Raw genomic sequence first — 12,860 nt, 5'->3', positions numbered from 1 at the left:
TTAATGGTTAAAGCTTACGGTAAACGCTTGTGTCTTAACCATGGTAATCATGGCATCGATGTCAGGCTTCAATAGTCTATCTTCTTCCAGCTTAGCAACTTTTGCTCTGATCACTTTCAAGTTAAGTTCGATAATGTCTGAGCACTTATTAGGGCGTCTAAATTCGATAGCTTGTGCCGCATACATTAACTCGATAGCCAATATTTTTTCTAAATTACCTAAGATTTGATTTAATTGTCGACCCGAAATACTACCCATAGAGACATGATCCTCCTGACCCATAGAGGTAGGTACACTATCAGCAGAAGGTGGGAAACAAAGAGATTTATTTTCTGTGACCAGAGAAGCAGTGGTATATTGCGGGATCATCATGCCTGAGTTTAAGCCACCGGCAGAGGTCAATAATCTCGGTAAACCGTGTATACCTTCTAATAATAGGTAACAACGGCGATCGGAAATATTACCCAATTCTGATGCGGCAATCGAAGTATAATCAAGCACCATAGCCAGTGGTTGACCATGGAAATTACCGCCAGAAATCGCTTCTTCGCTACTGATAATAATGGGATTATCAGTGACAGAGTTCATTTCAATTTCAACTAACTCTTCTAAGTGATAATAGGCATTACGTGATGCGCCATGCACTTGTGGAATACATCGTAATGAATAAGGGTCTTGTACACGGTCACATTCTGCATGATCCGCCATGTTTTCAGAATCTTTAAAAAGTCTTCTCATGCGTGCGGCAACGACAAGGTTACCTTTAAAGGCACGTAATTGATGTAGCTCGTCTCTAAAGGGCGATTGGCTGCCTTGCATGCCTTCGATACTCATGGCACCCGTCATATCGGCTAGGTCTAATAAGTAACGCATTTTAGTTAACGCGGTGATGCCATGAGATAATATAAATTGGGTGCCGTTAATTAATGCCAAGCCTTCCTTTGCCTGCAGCTCCATAATATCTAAACCATGTTGGCGAAGTAGCGGTGCTGCCGCGACAATTTTGTCGTCTTGCCCCTCTTTACTTTGCCAAAACTCACCTTCATCAAGTAAAGGTAAAAATAAGTGAGAAAGTGGTGCTAAATCACCCGATGCACCTACCGAGCCTTGCTCTGGTACCACGGGGATCAAATCAAGTTTGATAAAGGCCAACATGCGTTCTATCACTTCCAGGCGAATACCCGAAAAACCTTGACTTAAAGCATGCACCTTAGTGATCAACATCAGCTTGGAAATAGATTTAGCGATTGGCTCGCCCACACCGACGGCATGAGTGATGAGTAGATTCTTTTGTAATAAATTAGTATCTTCAGGTGAAATTTGTGTATCGCATAACGGGCCAAAACCGGTATTGATGCCGTATACGGCTTTATCTGAAGCAGCCATTTTCTCTACTCTTTGGCGACTTATATTGATTTTATCTAAAGCTTCTTGGCAAAGCTCGGCTTTGATACTGCCATCAGCAATACCATTGACAATATCAAGATTCAGGCGGTCAACACCATATTTAAATGTCATCTTAATGCTCCTAATTATTTGGTTTTTTTGTGTAGCATAATAGCTATTTATATAGTGATTTTAACTTGCTCTTAATGTTTTATAAATACATAATAATCGTAATTCATTCCGGTTTTATCGAACTAAGGCTAAAAAATGCAAGTTCATGACGTTGATTTACGTTTACTCAGAATATTCGTCGCTATTGTTGAATGTGGCGGTTTGTCCGCGGCAGAGTCCCGTTTAAATATAGGCCGCTCTACCATTAGTTCCCATTTATCCGACTTAGAAGTTCGTTTAGGCATTAAATTATGTAAACGCGGCCGGAGTGGTTTTGAGATAACAGAGTCTGGGCGCGTGACCTATCAAGCATCACTAGAATTACTACAACAATGCGAAGCTTTTGCCAGTACTGTCGCCAGCTCTAAAAATGAACTTTCAGGCAGGGTAACGATTGCCACTATAGGTACTTTAGTGAGTGATCCTCGTTGTGGTGTCGCCCGTGTTATTTCGGCATTAAAGGCAAAAGGCGGTAATATTCAATTTGATATTAATGTCTGTGAAGCACGTGAAGTAGAAACATCCGTGGCTAATGGTCGTTCACTAGTTGGCCTAGGGGTTAGTCGTCATCATCTACGCGGCTTAGATTATTACCCCTTACACAATGAAACTAACTATTTATATTGCGGGCAAGGCCACCCGTTGTTCGACTGTAAGCCGGCAGAAGTAAATAAACGACTTGAAGTAGCTGAAGTGATCACCAGTAACTATATGCGTGATAAAGAAGTACGAAACGATGGCTTAAATTATCAAAACAGTGCAACTGCCTACCATGACGAAGGCATAGCTCATCTAATATTATCGGGTGCGTTTATCGGTTATTTACCTGAACACTATGCGAACTATTGGCTTGATAAGGGCTTATTTAAGTCGATTCTGCCTAAAAAATATTCTTATCAAATTCCAATAATGTTAATTTCTACAAAAAACAACATCCTTTCACCGCTGGCAAATGCGCTGATAGAAGAAATTAAGCGCTGTCATTCTTTTGGCTAAAACGCAGCTCTAATCTCTTCTGCCGTTTTTAACCTTCTTATTTCGACAAATAAGGCATCCGCTTCTTGATAATGATTTTTTAAATATTTCAGCCACTGCTTGATACGATTACAGTAATACTTACTTTTGTCGCCGTGAGTTTCAAATTCTGTATAGGCAGATAATATAGCCAGTACATCGGACCACGGCATAATATTGCTTTCTTGTTTAATGACCTGTCCTAAATTAGGAATAGTTAACGCACCACGGCCAACCATAATATCAGTACAGCCAGAAATTTCTCGACACTTAATGGCATCGGCTAAATTCCAAATCTCACCATTGGCGATAACGGGAATATTAATGGCATTTTTAATTTTAGCAATCCAGTGCCAATGTGCAGGGGGTTTGTAACCTTCTACTTTAGTACGGGCATGCACGGTCAGTTCATGAGCTCCAGCAGCCTCAACCGCTTGACCATTTTCTATGGCAAGGGCCTTATCTTCATAACCCAAACGAATTTTAGCACTGACAATGGTGTCACTAGGTACAGCGTCTTTAACGGCTTTTATTATTTGATAAAGATTTTCGGGATCTTTCAATAAAATAGAGCCGCCACGACTTTTATTCACCGTTTTAGAGGGGCAGCCAAAGTTTAAATCGATGCCACTGGAACCAAGCTCAATCACTTTAGCGGCATTTTCAGCCATATACTCCGGGTGTTGACCCAATAACTGCACACGAACAGGTGTGCCCGCTTTAGTGCAGCTACCGTAAACACCAGCATCAATTAACTCTGGGCAGTAACGATGAAAAACACGCTCGGGAAGTACTTGGTCAACCACACGAATAAACTCAGTGACACAAAGATCATAACTACCGACTTGGGTAAGTAAGTCACGCATTCTGTAATCCAGTACACCTTCCATAGGCGCTAGTACGACACGCATTAGTAGGGGGAGCTATTGTTAGATTGCATTTGCTTGGCGCTGTTACTTGCCCGAAAGCGAGTCATTAGTTTAATCAGCATAAAGTAAAAAACTAAGGTTAACGAGGCGACTGTTAAGTGAATAAGTATGGTGAAGGCTTGGAAATTTTCTTGCCAAAAAAATATCGGCCCCGCATAACTAACGTAAAAAAGATCCAAAATAGTGACATGACCCCAAAACACAAGAAACAGCAGTTTAGCTTGATGGCGAGTAATAAAGTTTATTGGCAGTAAATTCAAAAGTAGGCTCTTTAATAAATAACGGCGCTAGTATAACAAAAGTACCGGCTGACCGTATCATAGCAATGGGACTAATTGATTCAGTTGCGATTTAAATCACTTAAAAGGAAATATATCGCTTGGCTATAACAATCATTCCACCAAGGAAAGCTAAACTATTCACCGTCTGTAAGCCAGCTAAGTAAATCGGCATAAACAAAGCGATAGTTCAATGCTGCTTGTGTTTTTGTAGCTGAAACGATCTTGGGCTTATCCCCTGACAACATCGCTTCTTCTTCAAAAACAGGAGCTGGTAGTTTTAAGGCTGTTGCTGCGGCTTGATAATATTGCTGTTTTGTTACCTGTGTTGGACTAACACCATTAAAAATAGCGCCATCAAGCTCACTTGCGAGTAATGCTTGAATTAGACCAACGGCATCTTGTTGATGAATCAAGTTAACAATGGCTTGTGGACTTTTGAGCAGTCGACCATTGAGCAAAAACTTACCTGGGTGGCGGTTTGGCCCAACTAAGCCTGTTAAACGTAGTACATAGCCACGACTCTTACCGGCTTGCTGCTTTGAATCATTAAAGCCGTGCTCATTACTATATGCCTGATTAAAATTAAGTACGGCTTGCTCAGCTTGGTTTAATAGCGCGACTTTATCAGCGGATAAATCTAAGGTGATACTTTCATCAACTTTTCCTGATAAGCCGTTATATATGGCGCTGCTGCTCAATAAAATAATTTTTTCAACGCTACCACTCTCTTTAGCTGCGGTAACTAGCTGCTGTACTTTTTCAGCGTAATCAACACGACCTTGTCTAAATTGTGGCGTAATAGCGATGACTAAACAGCGCTGGTTAAAAATAGCATGGCTATTTAACTGCGCTTGCTCTGTCGGTAAGGATAATACTTGCGCTGCAATACCTTGGCTATTTAACTGCTCGGCATTATCCGTATTGCTACGCGTAGCAAGTACCTTTACCCCTTTTTTTATTAGTTGCTGTGCTAACGCGCTGCCCAACCATCCACAACCGACAATACCGACAGAAAGACCCACTGAAATGTCGACTGAAGAAGTTACTTTATTGCTCACTGCTTTATTCATCGTTACTATTCTCGTTACTGTGCTTAGACTCTGTTTTTGTTTAGTGTTACTGAGTAACCAAGCGACTACTTAGGCTGCTCAAAAGCTTTTATTTGTTTAACTAGCGCTTTAGCTAGACCATTAGGCATAGGGATTGATAAGTTATATTGAGAGATTTTCCAACCCTGCTCTGTCTTTATTAATACTCCTGAGCCACGACAAGTACCATAACTTTCGCTAAGCAGTAACTCATCAAAAAAGGCTACTTGCCCCGCTTGAATAACACTGATATTCCGCTCTGTCGGGGTATATAACCAGCCAGTTCCTTTTGCAAAGTAGGGTACCACAAAAGCCTTAAACTCTTCTTTGCTCCAGCGCTCGCTAGCATCAGTACCCAAAAAAATAGCATCCTTACTTAATAGATTGAAATAGACCTTGGTCTGGGCATTAGCCGCCGCATGATGAAAGTTATTTAACACCTTAGCTATGCTTTGCTCATCCGTTGTGGCAAAGGCGTTAACACTCAACAATCCACAAGTTAAGCCCCAAAATAGCGCTATAACGAGGTAATAATACTTTTTCATGATTTACTCACTTGTTAACTTTCAAAATTAGCTTTGGCTGCGGCTTTAAGTTTGGCTGCGGCTTTAAGTTTGGCTTCTGTTTTAAGCTCTGGCTTGGGTCTAGGTGCTAAAACCGCATAACTAGCGGTAAAGGTCGCGGCAACGTTCTCGCCACTATAAATATGTACCGTTAAATGAATACGAGCATTTTTCCCCTCATCTAATCGAGAGAAGTCAGCCGAGACAGACTCAGCAGAAACTTTTGCATAAGCAAGCCCGGTTATCGGGGCATGGTAGTCAATATTAGCCTTGGCTAGGACAATGTCACCTTTAAGCTCTAGTTGCTGTAACTGCAGGTACACCCAGCCCCAACCCGATAAAGTAGCCAAGGTATAAATACTGCCGGCAAACATAGTGTTATGTAAGTTTTTATTAAAGCTTTTATCACAATGAGTAATAAGTTGTTGACCATCAAAATAACTGATTTGAATGTTCATCGCTTTACTGAGCGGAATAGTATCATGCCAAACATCTTGCAGTGCCTTTGAGGATGTTAGCTGATGGTTGTGAGCAGGGGTTAACGTTTTACTCATGGCAAAGTGCTTAATTTCATCAAACAATAGATGCGAGAAACCGTGTGACTGGTAACCAAGCTTTTGATAAAAAGCCAAAGCACTTTCTCTAGCATTTAAAGTCAAGTTAGTAATACCGAGTTTTTGCGCTTGCAGCTCTAGCGCTTTGATAATTTGCCTACCTAAGCCTTGTCCTTGCGCTGCTGGGCTTACTGCCATAAAGCGAATTTGACCACTGAACTGGCTAGACTTTTCTAGCCGGCCAACGGCTAGCACCTTATTATTTTCATCGATAACCATACGATGAATACTTTCTTGCTCTAGCTTATCTCGTTCACTGCCTAAGGTTTGCCCCCAAGGTTGGCGCAGTACTTGCCAGCGCAGTTGATAATATTGCTCAAACTCTACAGAACTTTTTGGTGACCTACAGACGTTCATTGGCTATTCTTACGCTTATTGATTAAATTTAGGATGGCTTATGCAGTTAGCAAAACATTTAGCCCAAGGTCGCTTAGTGTATTTAAGCCAACAACAAGATGCAATAACGGTCAGTGAAAACGACCATTACCGTTGGATGGCATTTAGTGACGTAGTGCAAAGTGTGATGCACAAACGTAAACCTTGGCAATTAACCCTACCCCACCAAATTGCCCTGCTTTTACCGCTACTTTTTTTTCGGCCAACCCGTATCATTGAATTGGGTTTAGGTGGTGGTAACCTCACTCGGTTTTTACAGAATTTATCACCCGATATAATATTGACTACCATAGATCATAGTCAAGGTGTCATTGACAGCTTTGCGCAATATTTTAACCCTGAACATGCTGAACTAGACATAGTCTGTGCGGATGGCATGACCTGGTTAACAGAGAAAAATTCTGCTGAACTTGATTGGATTATTTGTGATGTTTACCAGTCGCAGGAATTTGGTTTTGATACTATCGTCAAGCAACTTGAAACGCTAACCAGCAAGCTAGACTTACAAGCATGTTTGTCGATTAATTTACCTGACCTTAGCGATAGCGATATTAACTTGTGCCTAACCATATTGCAGCAGTTACAACCAGACCACCATATCACTTACTTTAATATCCCAAATTATCTTAATATAGTTATTCAGTTAACGCCTAAACATTGGCAACTGCATCGGTTGATCAAGCGCAATAAACACAGTTACCTGCCTCAAGTGAAATTACAACGCTGGCGAAAATTTTGGCGCCATGGTCAACAGCTCAATTAATAACGTTCTAGTGACCGCTTTATTTCAAGCAATAAAAAAGGATGCCGAAGCATCCTTTTTTGTATTAACGCTTATCTTAATTAAAAGACGTTAACTATTTTCTACTTTCTAGCAGCGTCTTTAACCGCTTTTGCCGCTTTAACTTCAGCAATAACTTCTTCAGCTACGTTATTAGGACAAGGCAGGTAATGAGAGAATTCCATAGAGAATTGACCACGACCTGATGTCATTGTACGTAATGTTCCGATGTAACCGAACATTTCTGAAAGCGGTACGTCTGCTTTAATACGCACACCAGAAACACCTGGGACTTGATCTTTGATCATGCCACGACGACGGTTTAAATCACCAATAACATCACCAACGTGATCATCAGGCGTAAACACATCAACTTTCATGATAGGTTCGATTAACTGAGCACCCGCTTTTGGAATTGACTGACGGAAAGCACCACGAGCTGCAAGTTCAAAGGCAACAGCAGATGAATCGACCGCATGGAAGCCACCATCATATAATTCAATTTCAACGTCTAATACCGGGAAGCCAGCAAGAACACCAGTCTCCATCATGCCTTTGAAGCCTTTCTCGATTGCCGGGAAGAATTCTTTAGGTACATTACCACCAACAACTTTTGAGGTGAAAACGAAACCAGAACCAGGTTCGCCGGGCTTAATGATGTAATCAATTTTACCGAACTGACCAGAACCACCAGATTGTTTCTTATGGGTATAAGAATCATCAATTTCTTTGGTGATAGTTTCACGGTAAGCAACTTGAGGTTTGCCAACTTCTAATTCAACACCGTAGGTACGTTTTAGAATATCTACTTTGATATCTAGGTGAAGCTCACCCATACCAGATAGAATCGTTTCACCTGAATCTTGGTCAGTTTCAACTTTAAAGGTAGGATCTTCTGCAACCATTTTACCGATAGCAATACCCATTTTTTCCGTTGAACCTTTATCTTTTGGTGTTACAGAAATTGAAATTACCGGCTTAGGGAATACCATAGCTTCTAGGATAATTGGGTTCTTAGGATCACATAAGGTGTGACCTGTCTGAACATTACCTTTCATACCAACAATTGCGATGATATCACCAGCTTGTGCTGAAGTAAGTTCAGTACGATCATCAGCTTGCATTTCACACATACGACCAACACGCTCAGTTTTACCTGTGAACGAGTTAAGGATGGTATCGCCTTTCTTCAATGTACCTGAATAGATACGTACGAAAGTTAATGTACCAAAACGGTCATCCGTGATTTTGAATGCTAACGCTTTGAATGTTTCATCTGTAGAAACGATTGCGTACTCACCATTAGGCTCACCTGCTTCATCAGTAAGTGGTTGTGGATCAACATCGGTAGGTGAAGGCAAGTAATCAACAACTGCATCAAGAATTAATTGAATACCTTTGTTTTTAAATGCTGATGCGCCGTAAGTTGGGAAGAAAGTCATATCACGTGTACCAGCACGGATACATTTTTTGATTTGCTCTATAGTAGGAACCATTTCCCCTTCTAAGAACTCCATCAACATGTCTTCATCAACTTCTAAAGCTGTTTCTATTAATAGCTCACGGTATTCAGCAGTTTTTTCTACCATGTCTGCTGGAATATCCACGATTTCATAGTTTTCTGGCTCGCCAGACTCATCCCAGATGTAAGCTTTTTCAGATAATAAATCAACTAAACCAACGAAATCATCTTCTTCACCAATTGGTAAGGTCATGATTAATGGGGTAGCACCTAGTACTTCTTTAATTTGCTTACAAACACGGTAAAAATCAGCGCCTAAACGGTCTAACTTGTTTACCATGATGATACGTGCAACTTCAGAGTCGTTCGCGTAACGCCAGTTAGTTTCTGATTGTGGCTCAACACCACCGCTACCACAGAATACACCGATGCCGCCATCAAGTACTTTTAATGAACGGTAAACTTCAACAGTGAAATCAACGTGACCAGGAGTATCGATAACGTTAAAGCGGTGACCTTTCCAGAAACAAGTAACAGCAGCAGACTGGATAGTAATACCGCGCTCAGCTTCTTGTACCATGAAGTCGGTGGTTGACTCGCCATCATGTACTTCACCAGTTTTATGGATCTGACCGGTTAATTTAAGGATACGTTCAGTTGTTGTGGTTTTACCCGCATCAACGTGAGCGAAGATACCAATGTTTCTGTATTTGGATAAATCTGCCATTACTTTACTCTATTTAGTTAATGTCTATTCTGCTTTCTTATACTTATATAGTGCTATCAAAATAATAAATATAAGAAAGCAGAACTGTTGAAAATTTGCGCGCGAGTATACCATTAACAAAAGCAAACCCATAGAAGATTGATAAATAAATTATTAAAGCTGTTGAATTTATTATTATCTAATCTTAGGATACTCGACCTTGCACATTGTTTTTCAGTCTGAATATTTCCCCCTCCTAAACTTCTATTTATTATATAGAGCAAGTGGATGCTCAAACAAAAGACTTTTATAAAGATAAATTTAAATCACCGCAGTGGTAAAATCCGTCTATAGATAAATTAACTGATAACGATTGGTTAAATACCCCGTAGTTTCAACAATGACATTTGGCAGTTAGATGAAAAAAATTTCCGGTAAGCAACCCCGCCTCAAATTAGGTCATTGCGCAAATCTTCGATGCGGGAACAAAAGAAGTTACTCTTGCTATATATAGTGCACCAAATGTCCTGGCCCTTTGCTCAGCAAAAACAGCGAATAAAAGTGAGGTTATTGCTATGGCCAATGGTACTAACTATGGCCTATCCGCTTATTTATAGTCAAAATAGCAACCGTATTTGCCGTGTTTCGCAACAGTTAGCTTTTGGCATGGTCGGTATAAACGACGGCTTTATTGCTAATTCGGCTGCTCCCTTTGCTGGCATTAAACAGTCAGGTTATCGCCGAGAGGCTCATAAGTATGGTTTAGAAGATATCTATCGGTAAAGTATTTGGCCTTTGGCAATTTAACTTAGCGTTGTTTAACTTTCGCGGTTGCATTTTGTTCGAGCTAAAAACCTGTTAATCGTGGCTAATGGTGTGTAGCCTAGTCACTCTAAAAAATCATGCTTAACAAAAAGTAAAGCGTTCTTAGCCAAGCTTTTCAGGCAGTGCTTGTTAGGAATTTTTACTGCGTTCTCGCTTTTTATGTGGCAGACATTACCAAGGCTCTGCCTGATATAAATACCGAACAAGTCGCGATTAAAACAATCTCTAAAGATCGACACCCCCTAGCTTAGCTAAAGGTCTAATATCGAAACATCTTTTAGAGTTTCATAATCAGCTATAGCATTATTTAACCTTCACATTGTATTGTTTTCAGTAATCCATAATGTTTACCATACAATCGGAAAACTATGTTTCGCTACCAATAAAGTAGTAATTCAACTTAACATCAGGACAACTTGAGATGATTATTTTTTTTATATGTATAACGCTGTTAATTTTAGGGTATAAATTTTACAGTCCCTTTGTTGAAAAGCAAGCAGGTATAGATCCTGACGTAAAAACCCCGCAAGTACGCTTTGAAGAAGGCGTAGATTATGTCGCCATACACCCGGTGAAAGCCTTTCTCATCCAATTTTTAAATATTGCTGGGGTTGGGCCTATTTTTGGGCCAATTCTTGGTGCTATGTATGGCCCTATAGCCCTAGTTTGGATTGTAGTGGGTAATATTCTTGGCGGCGCCGTCCATGATTATTTCTCTGGTGTCATGAGTATCAAAGAAGATGGTAAGAGCCTGCCTGAAATAGCGGGGAAGTATTTTAATATATTCTTCAAAGGCATCATGCTAATTTTTACTGCCATGTTGCTATTTTTTGTTGGCGTTGTTTTTATTATGAGTCCTGCAGGTTTACTGAGTAGTTTAAGCTATTTTGAAGGAACTTTTCTTGCTGGCAACACTTTTTGGGTACTGGTTATATTAGGTTATTACTTCCTCGCGACACTACTGCCTATTGATAAAATAATTACTAAGCTCTATCCGTTTTTTGGCGCACTCATGATAATAATGACGACGCTAATTGCAGTGTCATTATTATTCAACGCGCCGAATTTACCTGTTATGGGTGATTTTCTCGGTTACTTTAATCATGATCACTTTAGTCATGATTTCTTAGAGCCAAATCCTGATGGTTTACCCGTGTGGCCGTTACTCTTTGTTACCATCACTTGTGGAGCTATTAGTGGCTTTCACTCGACTCAAGCCCCTATTATGGCGCGCTGTTTAACCAATGAAAAGTATGTTCGCCCTGTTTATTATGGCGCTATGATGTGTGAAGGTATAGTGGGTTGTGTTTGGGCACTTGCTGGTATTGCCGCTTTCCCTGATGGCTACACTGAACTTAAAGCCATGTTAGATCAAGGTGGACCAGGCCAAGTCGTTAATCATATTGCCACCAGTTACCTCGGTGCTTTAGGTGGTATTATGGCCATTATTGCTGTTGCGGTGTTCCCTATAACCTCAGGTGATACCGCTTTTAGAGCTTTGCGCTTAACCATTGTTGATGCTTTTGACATCCCACAAAACATGCGTAACAGACTGTTGTTAGCGGTACCCATTTTAGTGATTGCTTACTTTATGACTAAAATAGATTTCTCACTCATTTGGCGCTACTTTGCTTTTTCAAATATGTTACTTTCAACCAGCGTACTATGGCTGGCGACTAAGTACTTATTTGACCGTGGCACCTTTCATTGGATAGTCAGTATCCCGGCAGTCATTGGTACCAGTGTTACGGTATCGTATATCATGACCACTGGCATTGGTTTTAATTTGCCCGCCAACTATAGCCAATATATAGGTATTGGCGTGGCAATATTACTGTTAACAACCTTAAGCTTTTTACATATTAAACGACAGTCTAGGGTACCGGCTAGCATTTAGCTAGGATGAAGCCATCTGTTAAAATAAAATCTAAACAGATGGCTAATAGAGTAAGAACAAAAATAGCAAAACTGAAAAACCGTGATGTTTACCTAGTATTAATAATGGCGTGCCATTCACTCACCGCGAAAGTCAGACCGTGTTTATCCCCTGCCAGAAAAACCATTCAATAACAAGCGACAAATAGCTTGCACATAACCTACTTCCTTGTATAATACGCGCTCGCATTCAGCCAAATTGAGTGTGTCTTGCTAAAGACTTTACTCATAGTAATGCCTTATAGCACTAAATAGAGAAGAACTAGATTCTTGTTTGTTTCACAGCAGCTCTAATTTTGAGTTGAATGTTTTTTAGTTAATACACCCCCTTCCATCATATGAGGAAGTAGAGGGATGTATTTTTTTGTTCTTTAAAAAGGGGATTTGTCTTCATGTCAAATCAAAGAATTCGCATTCGTTTGAAAGCGTTCGATCATCGTTTGATTGATCAATCTACAGCAGAAATCGTTGATACTGCAAAGCGTACTGGCGCACAGGTTCGTGGTCCAATTCCACTTCCTACTCGCAAAGAACGTTTCACTATCTTGATTTCTCCACACGTTAACAAAGATGCTCGTGATCAATACGAAATTCGTACTCACAAGCGTTTGATTGATATCGTAGAGCCAACTGAAAAGACTGTAGACGCATTAATGCGTTTAGATCTTGCAGCTGGCGTTGATGTTCAAATCAGCTTGGGCTAAGAGGA

General features: G+C 40.4%; 12 protein-coding genes. 5 read left to right on the top strand and 7 right to left on the bottom strand.

Annotated elements, in window-relative coordinates:
* Entirely contained in the window at positions 1 to 1,518 is a 1,518-nt protein-coding gene (gene hutH, locus ASU03_RS03020; RefSeq protein ID WP_057830409.1) for a histidine ammonia-lyase, read from the bottom strand.
* 135 nt (positions 1,519 to 1,653) lie between these two features.
* Here hutH and ASU03_RS03015 point away from each other — a divergent pair, with 135 nt between their 5' ends.
* Positions 1,654 to 2,553 carry a LysR family transcriptional regulator gene (locus tag ASU03_RS03015; protein ID WP_057830408.1) on the top strand — a complete coding sequence of 300 codons (900 nt, stop codon included), beginning with the start codon at positions 1,654 to 1,656 and terminating at the stop codon, positions 2,551 to 2,553.
* Here ASU03_RS03015 and dusC read toward each other — a convergent pair.
* The 5 genes from dusC to ASU03_RS02990 all read right to left on the bottom strand — a co-directional run bounded on the left by dusC (position 2,550) and on the right by ASU03_RS02990 (position 6,403).
* Complete coding sequence (gene dusC / locus ASU03_RS03010; RefSeq protein WP_057830407.1) at positions 2,550 to 3,482, bottom strand: tRNA dihydrouridine(16) synthase DusC; 933 nt, start codon at positions 3,480 to 3,482, stop codon at positions 2,550 to 2,552. The two genes, ASU03_RS03015 and dusC, sit on opposite strands and share 4 nt — an antisense overlap.
* Positions 3,482 to 3,760 (bottom strand): hypothetical protein, encoded by a 279-nt coding sequence (locus ASU03_RS03005; protein ID WP_057830406.1) that lies wholly within the window; start codon positions 3,758 to 3,760, stop codon positions 3,482 to 3,484. Before ASU03_RS03005 ends, dusC begins: the two co-directional genes overlap by 1 nt.
* 155 nt (positions 3,761 to 3,915) lie before the next feature.
* The gene (locus tag ASU03_RS03000; RefSeq protein WP_082627118.1) at positions 3,916 to 4,851 is read right to left on the bottom strand and encodes an SDR family oxidoreductase; all 936 of its coding nucleotides are present in this window, start codon (positions 4,849 to 4,851) and stop codon (positions 3,916 to 3,918) included.
* 65 nt (positions 4,852 to 4,916) lie between these two features.
* Positions 4,917 to 5,414, bottom strand: coding sequence for a nuclear transport factor 2 family protein (locus tag ASU03_RS02995; RefSeq protein WP_057830405.1), 498 nt, complete (start codon positions 5,412 to 5,414; stop codon positions 4,917 to 4,919).
* A gap of 14 nt (positions 5,415 to 5,428) precedes the next feature.
* Positions 5,429 to 6,403: a bifunctional GNAT family N-acetyltransferase/hotdog fold thioesterase gene (locus tag ASU03_RS02990; RefSeq protein WP_082627117.1), complete on the bottom strand. Its 975-nt coding sequence runs from the start codon at positions 6,401 to 6,403 to the stop codon at positions 5,429 to 5,431.
* A gap of 40 nt (positions 6,404 to 6,443) precedes the next feature.
* On the opposite strand from ASU03_RS02990, the gene ASU03_RS02985 reads away from it, so the two are divergent.
* A complete protein-coding gene (locus ASU03_RS02985) occupies positions 6,444 to 7,205 on the top strand; it encodes a hypothetical protein (protein ID WP_057830404.1) in 762 nt (253 codons plus the stop codon).
* A gap of 101 nt (positions 7,206 to 7,306) precedes the next feature.
* On the opposite strand, the gene fusA is transcribed toward ASU03_RS02985, so the two are convergent.
* Positions 7,307 to 9,412, bottom strand: a complete 2,106-nt coding sequence (gene fusA, locus ASU03_RS02980; protein ID WP_057830403.1) for an elongation factor G — start codon at positions 9,410 to 9,412, stop codon at positions 7,307 to 7,309.
* Between the two features lie 501 nt (positions 9,413 to 9,913).
* Here fusA and ASU03_RS02975 point away from each other — a divergent pair.
* The 3 genes from ASU03_RS02975 (at position 9,914) to rpsJ (ending at position 12,855) form a co-directional block, all read left to right on the top strand.
* The gene (locus tag ASU03_RS02975) at positions 9,914 to 10,174 is read left to right on the top strand and encodes an aldehyde dehydrogenase family protein (protein ID WP_057830402.1); all 261 of its coding nucleotides are present in this window, start codon (positions 9,914 to 9,916) and stop codon (positions 10,172 to 10,174) included.
* A gap of 463 nt (positions 10,175 to 10,637) precedes the next feature.
* Positions 10,638 to 12,113 (top strand): carbon starvation CstA family protein, encoded by a 1,476-nt coding sequence (locus ASU03_RS02970; RefSeq protein ID WP_057830401.1) that lies wholly within the window; start codon positions 10,638 to 10,640, stop codon positions 12,111 to 12,113.
* 430 nt (positions 12,114 to 12,543) lie between these two features.
* Entirely contained in the window at positions 12,544 to 12,855 is a 312-nt protein-coding gene (gene rpsJ, locus ASU03_RS02965) for a 30S ribosomal protein S10 (RefSeq protein ID WP_057179762.1), read from the top strand.
* Positions 12,856 to 12,860 lie beyond the last annotated feature (5 nt).

The sequence above is a fragment of the Colwellia sp. TT2012 genome (assembly GCF_001440345.1).
Taxonomy (GTDB): Bacteria; Pseudomonadota; Gammaproteobacteria; order Enterobacterales; family Alteromonadaceae; genus Colwellia.
The sequence above is the reverse complement of the archived record's forward strand: the minus strand, read 5'-3'. Positions and strand labels throughout refer to the sequence as shown.